This window comes from Micromonospora noduli (assembly GCF_003264475.1).
In the GTDB taxonomy this organism is placed as follows: domain Bacteria; phylum Actinomycetota; class Actinomycetes; order Mycobacteriales; family Micromonosporaceae; genus Micromonospora; species Micromonospora noduli.
On the sequence record NZ_PYAC01000001.1, the window covers coordinates 484,140 to 505,198 of the forward strand.

9 protein-coding genes are annotated in these 21,059 nt (G+C 68.4%); all 9 read right to left on the minus strand.

The features are described 5' to 3' along the window. The 9 genes from MED15_RS02165 to drmA all read right to left on the minus strand — a co-directional run bounded on the left by MED15_RS02165 (window position 1) and on the right by drmA (window position 20,970). On the minus strand, window positions 1-2,076 hold the full coding sequence (locus tag MED15_RS02165) for a hypothetical protein (RefSeq protein WP_112734671.1): 2,076 nt from the start codon (window positions 2,074-2,076) through the stop codon (window positions 1-3). 53 nt (window positions 2,077-2,129) lie between these two features. Continuing rightward, complete coding sequence (locus MED15_RS02170; protein WP_112698146.1) at window positions 2,130-4,289, minus strand: UvrD-helicase domain-containing protein; 2,160 nt, start codon at window positions 4,287-4,289, stop codon at window positions 2,130-2,132. A gap of 119 nt (window positions 4,290-4,408) precedes the next feature. Beyond that, window positions 4,409-6,952, minus strand: a complete 2,544-nt coding sequence (locus tag MED15_RS02175) for a GmrSD restriction endonuclease domain-containing protein (protein WP_112698147.1) — start codon at window positions 6,950-6,952, stop codon at window positions 4,409-4,411. A gap of 93 nt (window positions 6,953-7,045) precedes the next feature. After that, window positions 7,046-10,771, minus strand: coding sequence for an AAA family ATPase (locus MED15_RS02180; RefSeq protein WP_112698148.1), 3,726 nt, complete (start codon window positions 10,769-10,771; stop codon window positions 7,046-7,048). A gap of 86 nt (window positions 10,772-10,857) precedes the next feature. Continuing rightward, window positions 10,858-12,444, minus strand: a complete 1,587-nt coding sequence (locus MED15_RS02185; RefSeq protein ID WP_112698149.1) for a serine/threonine-protein kinase — start codon at window positions 12,442-12,444, stop codon at window positions 10,858-10,860. 48 nt (window positions 12,445-12,492) lie between these two features. After that, window positions 12,493-14,460 carry an N-6 DNA methylase gene (locus MED15_RS02190; protein WP_112698188.1) on the minus strand — a complete coding sequence of 656 codons (1,968 nt, stop codon included), beginning with the start codon at window positions 14,458-14,460 and terminating at the stop codon, window positions 12,493-12,495. A gap of 2 nt (window positions 14,461-14,462) precedes the next feature. After that, window positions 14,463-15,245: a DISARM system phospholipase D-like protein DrmC gene (drmC, locus tag MED15_RS02195; RefSeq protein WP_112698150.1), complete on the minus strand. Its 783-nt coding sequence runs from the start codon at window positions 15,243-15,245 to the stop codon at window positions 14,463-14,465. Continuing rightward, window positions 15,242-17,140: a DUF1998 domain-containing protein gene (drmB, locus tag MED15_RS02200; RefSeq protein WP_112698151.1), complete on the minus strand. Its 1,899-nt coding sequence runs from the start codon at window positions 17,138-17,140 to the stop codon at window positions 15,242-15,244. The genes drmC and drmB overlap by 4 nt, the downstream gene beginning before the upstream one ends. Then, entirely contained in the window at window positions 17,140-20,970 is a 3,831-nt protein-coding gene (gene drmA / locus MED15_RS02205) for a DISARM system helicase DrmA (RefSeq protein WP_112734672.1), read from the minus strand. The genes drmB and drmA overlap by 1 nt, the downstream gene beginning before the upstream one ends. Between the last annotated feature and the right edge of the window lie 89 nt (window positions 20,971-21,059).

Here is a 21,059-nt window from a genome sequence, read left to right on the forward strand (position 1 = left end):
CTAGGTCGTAGTCACCAGCGCCCTCTCGATGAGAATGTCCTCACCGGACGGGTGCCAGTGGTATCCAGGTCGGATGACCGTAACTGCGCTTCCTATGGTGGGAACACCGACGATGGGTTCATGAACGGTCGGATCAAAGGTCAGTTTCTGTCCGGCCTGGCCAATCGGCTCGAGTGCCTGTGCCGAGACAAGCGCCCGTACGCGTTCGACCAGAGTCTCCGAGGCTGTCTGCTCGACCGCGAGTTCCTCCACTTCGGCGGCAAGATCGGCCAAGGAACGGATTATGTCGATCTGAATCTGCCGGTCCTGGGCGGACCGCAGCGAAGAGGTCTGGCGATGCTCCGCCCGCAGGGTCTCTTCCAGTTGCGAAACCCGGTCCGCCAAAGCAATAGCTCGGCCCTCAGCCGCCTCGGCACGCTGATCAGCTGCCGCTGCGGCCGCCGCGGCCCGCTCGGCGGTGTGACGTAGCGTCTCCACCCGCTGCTCCTGCCCCAGTGCGCCTGTCCACCCAGCCACCACCGGGTCGCCTGCGGCCACCCGGTGAAAGGCGGCGACAACCGGGTCGGAGGGAAGTCCGGCGACGAACTCACCAGGTAGGCCGAGCAGGAAGGTCAAGCGTCGTCGGGACTCGGTGACAGCCAGCTCCCGCAGCACGAGCGGATGAAGATGGCGGGCGGCCACCTCCGGGATAGACGTGACCGCGCCGAGGACGCCGGTGGCACAGCGAGCGAGGTCATCCAGGGTGGCGCCCGCCCACCAGGCGTCGTGAAGAACGCTCTTGGCCCGCACCTTGCCCACGGCGGCGATGAGGGCGGCACGTCCCCCGTCTCGGGTAAACGGAAGCCGCACGACGAGCGGTACGAGACGGTCGAGGTCGACGGCATTGCGCTCGTCGCGCGACATCAACGGCAGAAGGCGGCCAAGCTTCTGCGCAACACCGTCAATCACCGGCACTACATCCTGGGGATGTTTGGCAGCAACGGCTGACGCGAGGGTGATCAGCGGCGAGATTGCCCCCGTCGACACGTTATCGACCTTGCAGACCTGTCGTAGCAGCGCGGCTGCTGCGGTGATGACGTCTGGGTCTGGCTCTGCGTACACCTGAATTTCCGCGGCCGCCGAGGTCAGAAGCAGTGTCGTGCTTTCATGGCTGAGCGCGGTGACACGACCAACGACCGCAGATTGCCGGGGCAAAGCAAGCAATAGAGCGGCTGCGGCTGCGGCTTCCGGTTCTTCCAGGTCAGTGATGAGGTCTTGCAGCTGCTGGTCATTCAGTCGTCCGAGCTGGGCACCGACCGCGAGGGGCTTAGACAGGTAGTACGGTAAAGGCCGGGAGCTGTCCTCGCCGGTCGCTCCGGCCAGCCGATCAGGCAGGGATGCAGCCTTTGCCACGACGGTCGGCCGCTCATCTGTTGCCGGTAGGGTTTGGTCCTTTGAAGGGGATCCTGGGGACTCCGGCTGTTCCGCCGTTGGCGACGTACCCGAGGGCTGACTGATCTGCCGAGCCTCGTGGACATCGTGCTCGACTGAGCCTTCCTCGACGGCGTACGCCGGTGTTGCCGTCGCATGATCCTGCTGATCGGCCATGGGCAAGGTGGGTGCCACGTCCGACTGTTCGGAGAGCTCCGTGCGGCGCCTCTTGGGTGGTTTCCACTTGAAGGTCGCCGCCACCCCCGTACCGGTCATCTGCACATCGTCGCTGCTGGTAAGGAACCGATTAATGAGCCTCCAGCGGGCGCGATCCCGGTCAAGGTCGAGGCCGAGCGCATCCAGCTTCTCCTTGATCTTGGTCCGGGTCAGCCCCGAGTCGTACTCCCGAAGGAGTCGTAGGACCATCGCGGTCGGGTCCTCGTCGAACATGACCGTCGCCGCTGCCAGGTCCAGGAGAAACTGGTGACGCAACGAGCCGCGAGGGGCGAAATGGTTCCGGCCACCGATCTTGACCGTCTCCTCGGTGCCGTCGTCGTGCCAGCGGACCTGATAGCTCCCGCCGCTTCTTGACAACACCGCGCCGACCCGAACTGGTCCGCCAGGTCGGTCCGACTCCTGCACCACGACCATCTCCGCCTGATCCACGGGTGAGACTTTAGACGTGCGCTCCACACCACCCGGGAGCGCCGGTGACGTCGTCACCTGGGCGGGCTGCCGGCGGCGAAATCCAGGAACGGGCTGGGCGCTCCGCTCCACGACACCCATAGCGCCTCTCGCGCCCGCGTGCTGGCGACAAAGAGAAGGCAGCGCTCTCTGAGCACGTCGCTCTCGTGCTGCAACAAGTCCACTTCGGGCGGCGTGATCTCCTTCGCGAAAGGCACGGCCCGTGCCGTGGCGCCGACGACGGCGACGCACCGGAACTCCAGACCCTTCATGGCGTGCATGGTGGCGAGCCGCACCCCGTCGACCTCCGTCCCGGGATGGTCCCGCACCCACACCGACGGAATACCGGCTGCCGACAACTCGTCGCGTACCGAGCCCAGGGTCGTGTTGAATCGCGCACAAACCGCAATCTCATTCGGCTGCACGTCCTGCGCCAGCCACTCCCGAACTCGCGCCACGAGCCCCGCGACCTCAGCCTGACTGGTCGCATAACCCTTGGCATGCGGCCGCTTGCCGTGCAGCAGGGAGCGGTAGCCAGTGAGGCTGTCCTCGCCCTCACCGGCGAGGTCGTCGATCCGCGACCCGACCAGCACAGCCGTGGACCAGACAAGGATCTCCTCGGTGCTGCGGTAGTTGATGCGCAGCCGGCTGCTGCGCCCCGTGACGGAGATGCCGAGGACGCCGAGTGACACCCGGGAGTCGTAGATCCGTTGGTGTGGGTCACCGGTGATGAACAGGTCGTCGGGGCCAGGCACCACCGCGGCGCGCAGGACTCGCCACTGGGCCGGATGCAGGTCCTGCGCCTCGTCGACCACCAGGTGGTCGAAGCCGTGGACGCCGAGGTCGGCTTCACCGAGCAGTTGAGCCGCTCGGGCGCACACCTGTAGGTGGGTGATGGTGCCGGCCGCCGCCAGCTCGGCCGAGAACATTTCCACCGCGTCCCATACCCGGTCACGCTGTCGCGGGCCCAGCGCCGATCCTCTTCCCCGCCGGCTGACCTCGCGGTACTCCTCGCGGCTGCGCACGTCGTGGGCGAGGATGACGTGCCGGTACTCCTGGACGAGGAACTGCTCGGTCCAGGGCAGCGTCAGCCGCCGGCACACCCGCCGCCAGACCTGTCGCTCGTCCGCGTCCCCGATCGGAGTGGGCACTCGCCCGGCGAGAGCGCGCACCGTTCGATTGGCGAGTGCGTTGACCGTGGTCACCTCCACCCGCGCCATCTGCTTCTCGTCGCCGAGGAGCAGCGCCAGGTTCTCCCGAAGGGCGGCGGCCAGGGCATTCGTGTACGTGGTGAGCAGCACCCGACTGACGGCCGAGCGGGACAGCAGGTGCTTGACCCGGTGCAGGGCGACCACCGTCTTGCCGGTTCCCGGACCACCCGTCACCTGAGCCGGTCCCTTGTATGAGACCCGGTACGCCAGCCGCCGCTGCGACGGGTGAAGAAACACCCGCCAGGCGGCGAACGGCTTGTCGAGGATCTCGGCCAGCTCGTCGGGCCGGGTCACCAGCATGATGCGGCTGGCGGTGTTGGCGATCGCTGCGGCCAGGCTCCCGCTCGGCTGCTCTGGCGTCGCGCCAGCCGGCCGGCGTTCGGCAACGAGGTCGCGATAGACGTCATCGGGGGAGAAGCCCTCCGCGAGGTACTGCAAAACCTCGAACTGGTCCTCAGGAAGCAGCATACCGAACGCTTCGAGCTGGGGTTTGTCGATGACCGTCCGGACGGCTCGCAGCACCTGGTCGTCGATACCGAGCTGACGCAGCACGGTGTCGGAGTGGCGGGCGAACAGCAGCGCCGGCGCCTTCGCCGCCGCTTTCTCCAGTGTCGGCGTGAGCTGCTCGAGAGCGACAACGTTGCGGACCTCCAGTGCCCGAGTCGCCGTATTGACGGTGTAGAGGCGCTTTGCCGCCCACGTGTACGCGCGGTCGTGCGGTACGACGTTCAGCAGGAGGAATGTGTCGCTGCCGTCGTCAGGTGCTAGGACGACTCCACGCCAGAAGTCGTTGATCCTGATGGTCCGCATCCGCGGGTCGCGGGCGTTGTTCACCGACTCCAGGTGCAGGCCCTTGTCTGCGTGCAGGTCTGCGATGGTGAGTTGCTGGAACTTCGCCATTGCCTTGCGTACGCCGGCCTTTATCGGCTTCTCCAGGACGTCGAAGCTCTCCCAGAAGGTGTTGGCGAAGGCGAGCTGAGGCACGAGCAATCTCCAGAGAGTGGGGTCGGCGGCGGTGGCACTATCGGGCCACGCCAGGCGGGCCGGCTTCCGCAACGCCCCAGCCCGGGGCGCTGCGGAAGCGGATGTGTCGGCGCCGGAGCTTAGACCATGATCAGCTCCTCCGAGGCGGGCAACTGCGCCTGGTCGTAGAACCAGCGCAGGTGGTCGAGCAAAGCGTCCCGGGCGTCGGAGTCGGTGAGGACGGTCAGCGGAAACCCGGGCCGAAGCGCGATTTTGGCGGCGGCGATGTCCACACCTGGCAACTGGTTCAGCCGCTGACGCAACTCCTTCCGGAGGGCGACGTCCCCGAACGGGGGCCGGACGCTCAGGTGCTGGAATACGACTTCGAATTTCCCGCTCGGGTAGATCGTCGCCGGCCAGACGTCACCGAGTTCGTGCCTCCGGTCGCGGGCCATGAGGAAGCAGGAGGTTTCGTCCCTCGTGCCGAAAAGGAGGGTGCCGCCGATCGCGATCCAAGCCTCCAGCACGACCTGGGTAGCGGTGGCAACCGCCGGTCCCTGGAGAGCGGTCAACTGCTCAAGAAAGCGTGCGGCGTAGTCGACCTCCTGGTCGGCGCGCGGCCGGGGCAGGCGCTCGGGCAGGTCATCCGGCGTCACCCCGGCCAGCTGCGCCAGCTCCTCGGTGCCGATCCGCTGGGCTTGGTCCGCGCGGTCGTACTGGTCGAACTGCACGCCCTCCGCACGCAGTAGGGCGCGCGGGTCGTCGGTGCGGTTCGGATCGAGCCAGCGGAAGCCCGGGGAGACCGTGCCCTCGACCTGCAGGACCCGATGGGCGTTCGGGACAGGGTGGTTGGCAAGTCGGGCACCAACGGGCACTGGAGCGGTGCCGATAAGTGCGGCCAGGTCGCCGTACGTGGTCCACGAACCTGCGGGCAGCTCGGCGAGAGCCTTGTTCATCACATCCCATGGCACCACCGACTGGTCGACCGCCTGCTCCGTGGGGCCCCGCCAGATGGAGATGATTCGTTCCGCGAGCGCGTCAGCCCTGGCATGAATCTCGGGACGGCCCCAGCGGTCCTGGGCGGCGATCTCCTGGTTGAGCACGATCCCGCTCTTGCCGAGCTGGACTCGCTTGACCGGGAAGGAGCTGTTGCTCAGCTCCGAGTTGTAGCCGGTCAGGGTCAGGTTCCCGAGGGTGTGGACCAGGGCCTCGTGCGCCTCACCAACGTTTTCCTCCGGCCCGAGGTCAGGTGCCAGCATCTGCCGCCATTCGCTGGTGGAGGTCTGAGGCAGCACGTGCTCGATGGTCAGCGAGTCCAGCGCCACCGGCTCCTTGCTGCCGTACGACTCCTCCAGCCACCGCAGTACCAGGTTGCGTTGGTGTGGACGGCCGTTGAGGTAGTACGGGATCGACCGGACGGCGGCCCGGACGCTTTCATCGGTGGCGTAGTACTTGCGACCGACCGAGAGGTAGGAGTGCACAGCCTGATCCACCGGCAGGTCCCGGTCCATCTCTGTGACGACGGACAACAGGATCCGATTGATGTTCGCGGTGGCTCGACCGATCACCAGGCGACGAACGAAGAAGCTTTCTATGTACAGCATCGCCGACGTGACCTCGGCGGATGTCGCAGTGCCGTTCTCGCGGCGGTCTAGCAGGTGCAGCAGCAGCGGGTAGACCGTGGTCGTGCCCCAGGCACTCAGCCGCTCCAGCCGCCGCTGTACGTCAGGGTCCTGCTCCTCGCCGGGATGGAGGATCACCCGGAGCAGGGCACCAAGGCGGCTGAACCGCTGCACCTGCGCCTCAATCTCCTCTTCGGAACGCAGTTGCTCAAGCCGGGTCTGCTGCGCCGCATAGATGTCGGTTTGCTTGATCCGCGGGTCGTGGTGAACCAGATCGAGCCAGAAGAGCAACTCCAGCTCCGCCGACGTCAGTCGACTTTGCAGCGGCAGCCACAGGGCCTGGTAGACCGTTTCGCCCCGGACCGGCAGCCTCATGAACAGATAGTTGCGCAGCAAGTCACCCTGGGTGAGCTTTAAACCGGTGTTGTTCAGCGACTCGAAGATCCGGTAGACGTTGTCCCCCGGCTGCGCGGTGACCGACACCAGCGCCAGGCCCGTGATGACGGCGCTCTCGATGCGCTCGATGTCCAGCGGATCGTCCGGGTCGTCGGCCGCGGCGAGTTGGTTGGCGAAGAACTGATAGGCGACACCCACGGGGTCGACGCCCCCGGCCTCAGGGGAGGATTCCAGACAGGCCACGTAGGCGTCCCGGTCGGCCTGGGTGGGAACCAGCTTCCACCGGCGCTGCCCCTGCTCCCACGGATTCGTCAGGTACTGCTGGTTGAGACGGTCGCGGTGCTTGGGGTCCTCGTGCTGCGCCCGATGATCGCGAATGGCGCAGAGCAGGATGGTCAGGCTGGTCAACCGCTGTTGGCCGTCGACCACCAAAAACTCGGCGAGGCCCGCCGGACCGTTCGCGGGACTGGGCGCGAGCACCAGCGAGCCGATGAAGTGCGTGGCGCCCGGGTTGTCCACCCGGTCCTCGGCTAGCTTGCGCACGTCCTCCCACAGTCGCGCCAACTGCGCCTTTGTCCACGAGTAGGTGCGCTGATACAACGGCACCTGATACTGCTTCGTCCCCTCCAACAACCCTTGAAGCGTGGTTTCCGCTGCCGCGACCATCCTCGACCCCTCTATTTTGGGCCGGCACCCGAGCCGGCAAGGAAGCAAATCAACGTCCGAATAAGCAAGCGACGTCAGCCGCAGCCCGCAAACTCAGAGACCGAAGACTTTCTGGGCAAGGTTTCGCCAGGCCGGGAAGTCCACCCCACCCCGATCGTCTGTCACAACCAACATGCCCTGGGCTCCGCCGCCATCCTCCGTCGACAGGATCCCGTTGCGGGCATACCAGTCCTTCTTGAGCGCCCACTTGGCGGCATACCTTGGGTCGGAGAGCATCCCGAGGTGTTCCCAGATCACCTTCTCCCCCAGGTCCGTGTCAATCGTGAAGTCCGGTCGAACAGTCCTGCCATCGGCGCCGATGAAGGGCGTTTCGTAGTCGTAGGACAGACCGAGCTGGTGCAGCAGGTTCGCGATCAACAACTCGCTCTTGCTGCGGACCAGTTCACCCCGGTCAGTACGGTGCACTAGGCCCCGGTCGACCACGGCATCGCCGACCTGAATGGGTTCCGACGGCACGAACAGGTTCGTCAGACGACCGGCGGTGTCGGAGTAGACGGGGGAGCCGCGCTTGGCGACCTCGTCGAGGTCGGCCTCGTGCAGCAGGATCACCTTGCCCTTCTGCCGGGTCAGGGCGGTGTAAAGCAGTTCCCGACTGAGCCCGGCAGCTTCCGCCGGGAGCACGACAACGGTGATACCGAATTCGCTTCCCTGCGACTTGTGGATGGTGATCGCCCATGCGAGTTCGAGCATCGGCGCGCGGGTGTCGTCGGACCAGTCGTAAAAGTCGTACTTGACTCTCTCGCGGCCGCTGAACTCAATCTCGGTCTTGTTCGGCGGCCAGGTGACCCACTTGGAACGCGTCTGGCCGACCACCACCCCCAGCTCACCGTTGGCGACGAAACGCTCCGCGTCCTTGGGGTAGATCCGGGACGGCTTGAACTGGTGGTTCCGGATGTTGATGACCTTGTCGCCGACGACAATGCGTTCCGGGCCGATCGGCTTGGCGTTCCGCCGCGTCGGCCCGACCGCCTGTTCGAGGGCACCAGTGCCGAACGCGTCCTTCAGCGCACGGTTGATCTCGATCGTGCCCCAACCCCGGCTGCGAACAGGTGACAGGATCTGCCAGGCGTCGGCGCGGCCTCCCGCGCCAGCCGGAAAGTAGAGATTTCCCTTGGCGGACACGATGCCGCCGTAGCTGCGGCCGAAAGCTGCGGCAAGATCCTCGTCGGACGCCATCCTCATCTCCTCGACCTCCTCACGCAGGACGGCGAGGAGAGTCGGGAACAGGTCGCCTCGGCCGTACTGGACGGCGCGCAGTGTCGACAACTGCTCGCCCGCTCGCAGCCGCTCCCAGACCAGGTCGGCCGCCGGGGACAGCTCCCCGTCGGCAAACCAACTGGCCAGGACCAGGTCATCGCGTTCCTGTCCGACCTGTCGGCGGGGAATGGTGAGTTCGGCGTAGCCAGGTCCGCATCGTGGCGTGCGGGTAGCGATGTCGTCGGGTGCGAGTCGACGGACGATGTCGACGAAGGGGCGACCGGCGCCGATCGGCGGGAGTTGCCGGGGATCTCCGACCAGCACCAGCCGTTGCACCCCGGTAACCGCGTCGAGCAGTGCCGCCAGCTGCTCCTCGGTGAGCATCGAAGCCTCGTCCACCACCACGGTCCTGTAGTTCTTGGACCGAGTCTGCACGTCACCGGTCACCAGGTACCGCTCGGTCCACGGGTCGTACCGGCTGGTTGAGATCAGGAACTGCGCCAGGGTGACCGCGGGGGCGTCGACCCGCTGCGCCAGCTGCACCCGGGCCTTACCGGTGGGGGCGACCAGGAGTACTCCCCCGGCGGCCACCGACTCCGTGTGCCGCAGCACCTGCAAGAGGGTGGTCTTGCCAGTTCCCGCTGAGCCGATAAGGACGCTGATCCGCGACGAGTAGAGCGTATTGAGGGCGGCGACCTTCTCGGCCCGGGCACGCTCCTCGGCGTCCAGTTCGTCCTCTGGGAGGGTGTTGTCCATGGGGCCCAGCAGCGTGTTGAGACGTACCGCGAAATCGGGTGCGCCGGCGATGGGAACCGCCTTGAGACGGCGTTCGGTCTGGTCGCGGATGACGTCCCCGACCCGGGTTAGGTCGGCGAGCTGCAGGGCCGGCGCACCATTTGGCAGGGTCACCCCGGTCAGCGATGCGTCCGCAGGCAGGCTCTCCGCCGACAGGTGATGGGCGTCGAGGACGTCCGCCGTGACCGGGCACGGTGCGCTGAGCGTCCGTTCTCGGATCCTGTTGACCACGTCGGCCTGAGGCTGGAGCGTGTGCCCGGCCGCCTTAGCCCGTTGCAGCTCCTCCATGATGAAGGCACGCACCCGACGCGCATCGAGGCCGTCGTCCATTGCACTGGGCTTGGGCAGCGGGAACGCGGAAGCCAGGGCGGCGTCCGGGAAACACCCTCGGTCGATGACGGCGAGAGGTACGCCTTCGGGCTGGTCGCGGTCGGCCTCATACAGTCGGTACGGGTTGGCGATGATGTCGCGGTCGTGGAGCGCGGGGTCGCGTCGCTCGACGACGAAGAACCTCTCGGCCTGATCCTTAGTCAGTGAGAAGCGGCTCAGCAGTTGCAGCAGTTGCCTCCGCTCGGGCCTGAGAGCCTTCCAGGTCGTGCGCAGGGTGGGCGTCAGGTGTGTCTTGGCGGTCAGACCGAGCCGTTCCGGGTCCGCCATCGCCGCCTCAAGGGTCTGCCAGGGATCGGTACCCGAACCGGAAGCCGCGGCGACCATGTGGGCGAAAGTCACGTACTGCGGGACGCCGAGGGCGGCCAGGACGCTCGCCAGGCCTGGACGCGGCCCGCGCAGCTTCCAAAGCCGGTTGAGCTGCTCCTCCAGCCAGTCGAAGCCGAGCGGGCCCGCATCGTCGCCGAGGACCCGTCGGGCGGCGCGTCCCGCCGCCATCAACGCGAGCAGTCCATCGATGGCGAGGTCGTGACTGACGTGCTCGGTGACGTAGGAGAACGCCTCCCAGCCGCCCTCCGGAGCGAACGCCAGCGCGTCGCTGATGTCGACGCCCTTCCGGTCGCGGGCCTCGAGTAACGCCTGATAGGGCATGAGGAAGCCCCGCTGCTGATCGGGGCGCAGTGAGTGCCCGATGGTGGTCTCCCACATCTGGGCCGAGAAGGGCTCCCCACCGCTGCTGCGGTAGGCCCCGGTCGGCGTGACGGCGGTGACCATGGCGGCACCGACGAGCAATCGACGGGAGTCGTCAGTGAGCGGACTGTGCTTGGCATAGAAGAAGACGATGCTGCGCTCCGTCTGTACCGAGCTGAAGAAGGAGTCCAGGATCGCCCGCTGGTTGTCGCCGTGCATCGTCCATGTGGTGTTTCCCCAGCCGGTGATGGCGTCGACCCGTTCCTCGAGCTCGGGCAGCAGGCCGAGGCGGCGTTCCTCGTTCACCGTCTTGGCTCCGTCTCGGGACATCCACCGGAAGGGCACCGCCTGGGCGGAGTACGGCGGCATGGTCTGCGAGGTGGGCTGGAACGTCGCGAAGGCCGGCGACTTCTGCGTGAAGGGGTGCGTGCGCTGGAACGGGATCACCCGGGGCGACATGAACGTGGCCCGTTCCGCCACGCAGGGCGGAGCGTCCACCAGCGGCAGGTCGGCGATGTCGCGCCCGGCATGGCGCTGCTCATGGTCGTCACGGCGGTTCTGGCCGATGTTCTTGAGCAGCACGCAGGTGCCGTTGCCGTGCGGATCGGCGCAGACCGTCCCCTTCCAGCCGTTGTCATGCCACGGCACGCGGATGGAGATGTGTTCGATCTGTGCCGCGGTCTCACCCATGACGCTCTCCTCAGTCGACGCCGCTTTCGGCGGCGGTCACGTGATCGGTCGGTGCTGCGGTGCGGTCCGCCAATCGGCGGCGTGGTTCATCGGGATTTGGGCCTGCGCAGTCCGGAGAGCAAGTCGGCAATCTCCTGAGCGCTGGGGTGGGTGGCGCCACGCAGCCGGGTCTGGTCCGCCAGAAGGCGGGTCAGGGTCTGCTCAGCGGCGTGCCGCTGACCAGCCCCGAGCTGGAGCAGGCCGATCTGGCGCCGCAGCTCCAAGGTGCGTGAGTGGTCAGCGCCGAACGCCTCGGTCTCGTCCCGCACGAGTGCATCGAGCTGCCGCAACGCCTCGCTGGTCTCACCGAGGAGCGCGCGGCAGGTGGCGCCCCTCAGCCGACAGTGCAGCGCGAGATCAACCCGTGGGCCCTGCTCCCGGGCGACATCCTGGGCGAGATTCTCATACGCCGGGGCAGCCCGCCGGTAGTCGCCTTCTTCGAAGAGCGCGTCGGCGAGTTCTCGACGGGCACCCACCACGTCGTCGTCGGCCTCGCCGAGAGCGTTGATCGCCGGCGCGACCGCGGCGGCGAGGACTTCCGCGGCCTGGCCGTAGCGGGACGACCCGACCAGCCGACTGGCTTCCGCTCGGGCATGCCGCAGGTCCGAGTGTCCGATCCCCGACGCCTCGTCTGGCCGCCGCTGGGGCGGTGCCGGCGGCTTGACCGGCTCAGTGGTGGGCGCTGGCGGCAGGATCGGCCCGGCGGGCGGCGGCGCGGAGGCCGAGGTGAACACCCGCGCCAGCATCGAGCCGTACATCCGGGTGGGGCTTACCGTCGACACCCCATCAAGGACCCCCGGGATCGGCCCGAGACCGATGGCGAAGGGAAGGAGCCGGTCGAAGACGACCTGGGCGCTCACCGGTCGGTCCTCGGGCTTCTTCTGCAGCAGATGCAGCAGCAGGTCCTCCAGGCCGACGGGTACGTCGTCCCGCACGCCGCGCACCGGCAGCGGCTTGTGGCTGACCTGCTTGCTCCACACGTCGTAGGAGGTCGACCCGCTGAAGAGCCGCTCGCCGGTGAGCATCTCGTGCAGGGTGCAGCCCAACGCGTAGAGGTCGGTGGCGGGGCCGCTGATGTTCGTCTCGATCTGCTCGGGCGCCATGTAGGCCGGCGTGCCGGGCGGCAGCCCGGTGGCGGTGATCTTCGAGAAGTCCGCGAGGGTGGGCGCTGCCGCGAGTCCAAAGTCGAGCACCTTGACCGCGCCGTCGGGCTGGAGCATGAGGTTGCTCGGCTTGAGGTCACGATGCACGAGCGACGCCTGATGTGCGGCGGCGAGGACCGCACAGACCTGGGCGGCGATCCCGGCCGCCCAGCCGATGGGCAGCGCGCCCTGCTCGGCGACCAGGTCGGCGAGGCTGATCCCCTGGATGCGCTGCATGACGAGGTAGGGGCGACCCTCGTGCGACCCGACGTCGTACACGGCCGGAACACCGGGGTGCTCGAGCCGGGCGGTAATCCGCGACTCGCGGACGAACCGGCGGATGTAGTCCTTGTCCTGCTCACCGTTCGGGAAGCGGATGAACTTCACCGCCACGTGCCGGTCCAGTTTGGTGTCGTGCCCCAGCCACACCTCGCCCATGCCGCCACGGCCGATGGGCAGGTCGTCCAGCTCATACCGGCCGTTGATCAGCATCCCCACCGCGACAGCCCTTCCCGTTCTCGATCCACTGGCATGCGCACGCTAGTCCGCCACCGTCGGGCGCAGTGTCCCGTCGCTGAGACCGACGAACCCTCGCTCGACCAACTCCTCCCCCAGAGCCGTCGCCTCCCGCAACCGCGTCTCGAACGCCATCAACTGGCGGAACGCTGCTCCGATCCGGCGCTGCTCCGACAGGGGCAGCCGGGGCAGGCGGGCCCGGCGGATGTCGAGGCGGCCGGCGAGGGACGAACCGCCGGAGCCCGAGCCATGCCGCGTGGCCCGCAGGAAACCGGCCAGGAAGTACGGATCCAACTGCTCCGGGTCGACCCGGAGCAGGTAGAGCCGCGGGCCGAGCAGTGGGCCGCCTTCGGTGACGACATGGAAAGCGGATGCTTGTGAGGCGAGGGGTGTCACCACGTCGCCCGCCCTGAGGGTGACCGCACCGGGTAGGGGCACGGCTGTCCCGGATGCCGGGCGCCCGAGCCGGACGTCCCGGGCGGTGAGCACCGGCGTGGGTCCGTCCTCGTCCGTACCCATCTTCATCGGAGCCTGCCGGAGGGTGACCGCGCCCGTTCTAAGCAGCTCACCGACGGTGGTCATCACCGGGACGTCAGGCGACGGATTGTCGGTCAGGTCCGGCAGTGTCGGCACGAGGGCATCAACGGCCTTGCTCAGCGCCGCCAGCACAGGTGGAAACGCGGACGGTCGCGTGCCGGCGGCAGCGAGGTGCCGTCCCGGAGAGAGATCGACATCGTCGTCCAACAGATCGATGATCGGCACCGCCCGGCTACCGGCCGGCAGCTCGGACCCGGCGCAGAAAGCAACCCATGCCTCTACGGCACCTGCCGGTTCGGAGCACGCATCGACCATCAGCACCTCGTCAAGACGCGGCGTTCCGTCGGGGCGCTGCATCAGCCACACATCCGGTGCCAGCGTCCCGGCCGGTCCGGTGGCCGACAGACAGATCACCGCGCGCAGCGCCCCGGCACGGAGCAGGTTCCCCCGGATGCGTCGGCCCGAACGCCTGCTGGCGGCAGCGCCCGGCATGAGGATCGCGACCCGCCCTCCGGGCTTGACGTGCCGGAGACAGTGCTGCACCCAGGCCAGTTCCGGTTCCCCCCGTGGCGGCAGGCCGTACTCCCAGCGCGCGTCGCCGGCCAGTTCGTCATGCCCCCAGGACCGGTCCGCGAAGGGCGGGTTGCACACCACCGCGTCGAACAGGTCCCCGGCGTACGCATCGGATCGCAGTGAATCTGACACGGCGACCCGGGCATTCCCGGCGTGCAGGAGGAGCCGGGCGGCGGCGATACGGGCTGCCGTCCGGTTAACCTCCTGGCCGCGGAACTCCTGAGCCCGGCTCCCAGCAGCCGCGAGCAGCAGGGTGCCGATCCCGCAGGCCGGGTCGAGAATGGTCTCCGTCTCCGACGCGGCAAGAGCGACCATGAGGAAGGCGAACGCCGCGGGCGTGACAGTGTGGCGGCGGGAGTGCACCTCAAGATAGCGCTGGCAGAGGAAGTCGAAGACGGCCCGGGATCCCTCCTGGTCGGCCGCCTCTGCGACCAGGCGCACGATGATCGCCGCATCCCGGTCCGGCAGGTCGGTGATGAGGTGCCCGAACTCCGGGACGGCCGTGCGCATGGCCTCGACCAGCCGGTCCACCACCACGGCGTCGGGCTGGTCGGCGAGTGCCTTCCAGCCGGCCGGATCCCGCTCGAGGAAGACCAGGAAGCCACCGAGGTAGCCGATTCGGTCGCCCAGCTCCAGGTCGGCAGCGGAGCCTCGCAGCGACTGCCAGACCCGGTCGACGGGGGTGAGTCGGAACGGCTTGTCATGTGCGCTCAGCCACGCCTCGACCTCCGCCAGAGCGAACAGAGGGCTGGCAGAGCTACCGCCGACGGGCTGCGGAAAGTCGGGGAAGCGCCGCCGCCAGTTGCTGACCGCCGCCCGCCCGACGCCCGCCAGGCGCGCGATGTCACCTGTGGCGACGGTGGGGCCGTCCGAACCCAGCATGGTCACCACCCCTGGCCAGATGTCTGGAGCCTGACCAGCACCGCACGGCTCTGAAGCTCCGCGATGTGCTCGGCCGCCCGCTGGGGTGCTGTGCCGCCGCGCACCAGCAGCCCCGCCTCGATGTTGCGGTTGACCCCGGATTGGGTGAGGTTGGCGCTGGACACCAGCAACACGCGACGATCGGCAACAGCGATCTTCGCGTGCATCTTGGCGTGGTCCTCGGCCCGCCGCTCGACCGGCCAGTGCCACAACCGGACGCCGGGCAGGTTAGCGAAGGCAGCGGCGGGTTCCGTGCCGTTCAACGCTCCACCGGCTCCGGCCAGTGTCTCGACCACGACGGTCACGGTCACGCCGCGTGCAACCGCGGCCGCCAGAGCCGTCAGCAGGGGCGGGTAGGGCTTGGCGGAGTACGTCATCAGTAGCAGCTCGGCGTTGGCCTCGGCGACCAGGTCGACCAGCACCTGAGCGGTGGCGCGGACCGGCACCGGGTGGGTGCTCGGCCCACTCCACACCGACTCGATCCGCACCGCCGCTGACCGCTGCGCGTGCCCGGCAGCCAGCCCTCGCAGGTAGGCCGACACCTCCACGCCCGGCAACCCCGAGGCCCGCTGCGCGGCCAGCACCGCCCCGGCCGCCTCGGCGAATCCCGGCACCGGCACGGCGTGCCGGACGGCCTGCTCCGGCGAGCCGTCGCCGAGGCGGTCGGCCAGCACCCGCAGGTGTCCCGGCCCGAGCCGGTTCACCGCAGCCTCGGCCGCCGCCTCAAACGCCGGATGCCAGCTCATGGCAGCTCGGGGAAAAGCGCCAGCTCCGGCTTGTCGATCGGCACGACGAACCGCCGGTCCAAGAACCGGTTGCCACGCTCGCAGGTTGTCTCGGAGACGAACAAGCAAACGTGGCAGGCGGCCCCGTGCAGGAAGTCCGCCGGGTCCTGGGGCAGCCGTTCGGCACAGAGCGGGTCCGACGAGCAGTACATGGCGTCGGACAGCGCCCGCCGGGTAAGCCGTACCAGCGAGTCGTGCTCGGCCAGCGACACCAGCCCGCCGAGGGTGCCCTCGGCGTCCGGCACGGCGGTGTAGATAAGGATGCCCGCGCGCTGCGGGTCGGCCTCGGTCCCGGAATAAATCCGTTCGGAGAGACTCGCCGAGCTGTATCCACACTCCAGGGCAATGGTGCGGATCAACAGGTGCGACAGGGTGTGCAGAGCGATGTAGCGCTCCCCCGGCCAGAGGTGCATCGGGTCGAACGGTCCCGCGATGCGACCGGAGTAGCGGTTCTTGCGGAACCGGGCATACGCGTCCCGGTGTTCCTGCATAACCTCCGTGTACTCGATCCGCTGTTCCCACGCGGCGAGCAGGTCCTCCGGCAGGCGCAGGAAGATGCCCTCGCCGCGTACCTCGCTGGCGGGTACCCAGGTCGCCGCCGCCTTGGACAGCGACGCGCGGGTGACGAGGTCGGGGTCTTCCGGGTCGGGCGAGTCGAGTCGGGTGAAGCCGACCAGCGCACGCACCTCCCGCAACCGTTCGGCCTGGATCACGTCGGCGTAGACGTTCTTCAGCTCACCAGGAACACCGTCGGGGTCTCGGCGGAGGGTGAAGTCGTCCGTGGCCGGCGGCAGTTGTCCGGTGGAGAAGATCTCCCATTCTGGCGTCCGCAGGTCGGGGTAGCCCTTCTCCTCATCGTCGCCCTTGGCGCCGGTGCGGTGCCGCTCGATCGCCGTCCAGATTTCCTGGTCGCTCCACCGTTCCAGCTCGCGGAACGCCGGCACGACCGTCCGCAGGTACGGCAGCATGTCCACGTTGGGAACACCCTCCAGGGCGGCCCAGTGCTGTTCCACCTTGGCCTGGAGTTCGCTCGCGCCGGTGCGCGGCACAGCCAGGGCGGAGAGGGTCTGCGCGAACCACTGGTTCGACGCGCCGACGACCAGGAGCTTCAGCTCCGCACCGCCGCAGCCCTTCGGGTCGAAGTCGCCCAGGTGCGGTCGACGGCCACGACAGCGGGGCAGCTTGTCCCCGCCCCGTGGACCGAGGACCTCCTTCATGTTGCGGCGGGCGCCGCAGGGGACGCACTTGATCTCGACGTTGGCGCCCAGGTTGCCGCCGCGGTCATCCATCTTCAGCTTGGGATGGCTGGCGTTGGGGCAGGCACCGCCCTGGTGGACGAAGTGGGCGTACGGGAAGTCGTCGAGGTGGCCGGCGGTGCAGGCAAGCACGAACCGGGCACCCACCGCCATCGGCTTGCGCCCCGACTTCTTGCGGCTGCACACCGTGTGGAAGAAGCGGGCCTCGTGTGGCTTGCGCGGTTTGGAGTTCTCGAAGCCGAAGACGTTCGAGTCGATCGGGGCCAGGTCGTCGCAGGCGGTGCAGCGCAGCCAACCGGGGAACGGCGTGATCGGCACGCCCACTCGGCCGGCCGGGCCGGTCGGCTCTCGGTCGGTACCGTCCAGCCACGGCGCCGGACGCAGTTCCTTGACGGAACGCAACCCCAGCGCCCGCACGGCGGCGAGCAGCCGGGGCTCCACGATCTCCTCCCACTGGGGCACAACCGAGTAGTTCCAGTCGTCGAGCCCTCGGACGAGAACGGAGAAGTTGGGCAGGTCGACAATCGAGCCGACTCCGGTGGTGAACATCAGGTGGCTGGGGCGGACGGCACCGACCCGCCGGAAGTAGTTGGCGGCCATCAGTTGCCCTTCCCGGTCAGCGTCGATTCGCCCAGCTCATCCCCGTCGGGCAAATCCTCATCCCGTTTACCGTCGGTCTGCGGGCCGAAGGACCACTCCGGCGTCCCGTACTGCGGGTTGAAGATTTCCCCGCCGGCGGGCAGCACCAGGTTGATTTCGTTCTCGGTTTCCCGCATGGACATGCCGACCGTCAGGCCGGTCCACCGCCCGCCACCGGCCACGGTCATCAGGCCATCCAGCTTCTGTTGCTTGAACGTGCCCTCTGAGTAGCCGAGCCGGGACGAGCCGGTCTTCTGCTTGTTCCATGCGTCGCGGAGCGTGTTGAGCCGCTCCTGGAGGTAGTCGCGACCGCGCGTACCGCCGATCGCTTCGGCGCGGGCCAGCAGCCGGCCGATGACCCGCTGCACCTCCGGGCCATCGAGCGGCACGTCATGGGCGTCGGTGTTGCGGGAGAAGCTGTCCTCGCCGTTGCGCACGGCCGCGACGAGGGTCGCGGTGGTGCCTCGGTCCAGCGCCCGCCGGGTGTACGGGGTGACCGACAGTGCCTCCACCTGACGGTAGAAGGTTGCGTGGTAGTACTCGAAGTCCTCGTAGTGGGCCAGGTCCCGCGGCCTCGTCCAGTTGTAGAGGGTGACCACCAGGCCGGGCCGCTTCGCGTCGCGGCCGACCCGCGAAGACGCCTGGATGTACTCGGCGGTGTTCTTCGGCTGCCCGGTGACGACCATCAGGCCGAAGCGGGACACGTCGACGCCGACCTGGAGCATCGAGGTGGCGAGCACCGCGTCGACCGGCACCCGATTCTCGTCCTGTCGTTGGTAGAAGCTCTGGGTGACCGGGTGCAGGGACAGCTTCGGGTTCGACGCGGTCTTGGCCTTGAACGCGTCCCGCATGTCCTCCAGCACCGCCCGCCGTCGGGCAGTGGTGTCGAGCTCCGGGTCGAAGCCGTTCTCCAGCCGCTTGAGCACCTCACTGATGTCGGCGGAGGAGACCCGGGAGGTTAGTTCCTGCACGTTGAGCATCTGCGTGCCGGCGATCCGGTCGGAGAGTCCCTTGCGTCGGCCGTGGCTGCGGACGCGGGTGGTGACCTGGTCGTCGAGGAGACGGCGCATGCCGGCCAACTCGCGGGTGGCGCTGAAGTAGCCGACGGTAGTCATGTAAGGGTCGGCCGGCTGCCCGTACGTGTCGAAGAGGGTCTGCCCGGCGATGAGCAGGATCTCCGAGACGCGGATCTCTGCCGACTTCATTCGAACGCCGTGCGCACAGATGCCCAGGTATCGGCGGCCGGGATTCTGCACGGTGACCGGCACCTGTCGGCTGAAGAACGTGTCGGTGATGTCGATGACCGGCGGCGGGAAGACGGCGAGCTGTCGGCCGAAGACGCCGAGCACCTGCTCCCGGGCCCGCTTGGTGGTCGCCGTGGACGCCACGATCTTCGGCCCGGCCTCGCGGCCACCGGGCAACGACCAGGTACAGAGCTGGTCGACGGCCGCCTCGAACAGGCCGACGATGGTGCCGAGCGCACCGGAGATGAGGTGCAGCTCGTCCTGGATGATCAGGTCCGGCGGGCGCAGCCGGATGACCGGCTCACTGTTGACGGCCGGCAGCTTGCCCTTCTTGTTGTGCCGAGCCCCGCAACCGGTCTTTGCGTCCAGGTCGTCGTGCCGGTAGCCGTGCCGGGGGCAGCGCTCCCGCACCCGACCGAAGAGCATCCCGGCGAAGCCCCGCCAGGGCAGCTGGGCGAGCTTGTCGACGGTGGCGATGACCAGGCTGGGGGCGTACCGGTAGATCTCCTCGTCGATCGTGAGGATCGGCAGGCCCTCGGCGGAGCGGGTCCGGGAGAACGGGCAGGCGTCCCCGCCTTCGGCCTCGGGGCAGAAGACCAGGACCCGCCGCTCATCCTCGCGGACGGTCAGGTCACGCTCGGCGCGCAGCTTCGACCCGCACCACGGGCAGCTCAACGTCTGCAGGACGTTGGTGAACTTGCCGCTGCCGGCCTCGCGCGCCTCCGCGATCTGCTCGGAGGCTTCGGTGAACCAGTTCGGCGACACCCCGCCACCGACCCACAGCCCGATCCGGAACGGTTCGGCACCCCAGGTGCTCTCGGCCTGTCGGCGCAGCACCTCGGCAGCGCAAACCAGGGCAGCGGCCCGCTGGAACTGCTGCGCGGTGAGCAGCCGCAGCGTGTACCGCATCAGCACGGCCACACCGCCCGCGCCGCTGCGGGCGTCCGCACCAGCACCGACCACGCCCTGGAGACGACGGATCGCGAAGGTGAAAGCGGTCAGCCCGAGGTACGCCTCCGTTTTGCCACCACCGGTGGGAAAGAAGAGCAGGTCGACGGTCGCGTCCCGGTCGGCGGCCCGCTCCGAATGCGCCGGATCGGTGATCGACGGCAGATTCAGCAGTACGAACGCGAGCTGGAACGGGCGCCAGGAGGCGGCTGCGGCGCCGCGCGCGTCGATGGCGGCCCTGGCCTTCGCGTACGACAGGCCTTGCTCCTCGCGGAGCCGGGCAACCTCGCTGTGTCGACGTTGCAGCGCCATCGCTTCGTTGGCGAAGCGGAAAGCAGCGATGGCATCAGCGTGTTTCTCGGTCTCCGGATCGGTGAGCAGCGCGATGCCGGCCCGGATCCGCTCGGCGGCCCGGCGCGCGTTGAACACGGCGGTCACGGCGGCGGGACGCAGCGGCTCCGGTAGGCCGGGGATCTTGGCCTCTTCGTCGTCCAGCCAGTCCTCGTACCCATCGGCCAGTGGCGCGAGCCGGGTACGCAGCCGGTCAATGTCGGCGGTGGAGAGCGCGTCCATGGACAGTTCCACGCCCGCCAGGCCGCTGTCTTTTCCAACCTGAGCGACGGTCGCCGGCACGTTGTGGGTGGGCAGCCAGGTGGTCGCGAGCTGATACGCGCACCGCTCGTCCTCACGCACCGACGGGTGGACGGCGACGTTGCGGCCGGAGGCGTAGCGGCGCTGCGACCGGTAGAGGAGTCGCAGGTGCGTCTCCTCCAGATCGTCACCGACGCCCTGCACCCCGTCCAGCGGGTCATCGATCGGCAGGAAGACGGCGGCAGCGCCGTCCAGCGCGCTCACCGTCAGGGCGGCCTGGAACAGCCAGGTCGTGTCGCCGTTACTGGTCACCTCGGACTGGGTGTTGATGAGTGCGAGCTGCACCACCCGGCGGCCGTCGCGCGGCCGGACCTCGACGGCCAGGTGCACGCCCGGCTCGTCCTCGTCCGCCACCGTCAGCGGCATCCGGTAGGACGACTCGCTGTCGAGGCGGACCTCCTTGCGGTACGACATCGGCTCGCGGTACCAGACCCGGCGCTTCTTGCCCTTCTCGTCCTCGGACTCGCGCAGGTCGTAGCGACCCCAGTCAGCGGTCACGGTGAGCACGTCGACGTCGCCGGGAACGGCGAACGACAGGCCCATGGACGAGGCCCACATCTTGCCCAGGTTCTGCGGGGTGACCACCTCGGGCAGCTCGGCCTCCGCGCCGTCGCCCTGGACAGCGGAGTCCACGTCTGCCACCTCGGCCGCCTCACGACGGTCGGAGCGCGGGCGCTGCTTCGGGCCGAGCATGCCGACGAGGTAGCGCTCACGCGGGCCCATCGCGCCGGACCGGAACTCCTCACGCTCGCCGTCCCAGGGCCCGAGCAGGTCCCGCCCGATCAGCTCCTCCAGCTCGTCCCGCACCTGGTAGGACGTCGCTTCGGGAAACGTCTGCGGCACGTCGAGCGGCAGCACCGGCGCGGATTCGGCAGCACCGTTCAGCGCAAGCGCCTGCTGCTCGCCGCGCGGGTGCGGAAAGAGGCCACCTTGCACATCGGCCGTCATTGTGGCCCCCTTAGCTTCGGTATGTGCCGCTGGCAGCTCTCAGCAGTGCGCAGCCGAGCAGCCAGCGAGGTCCTCGACTCCGATCCGGC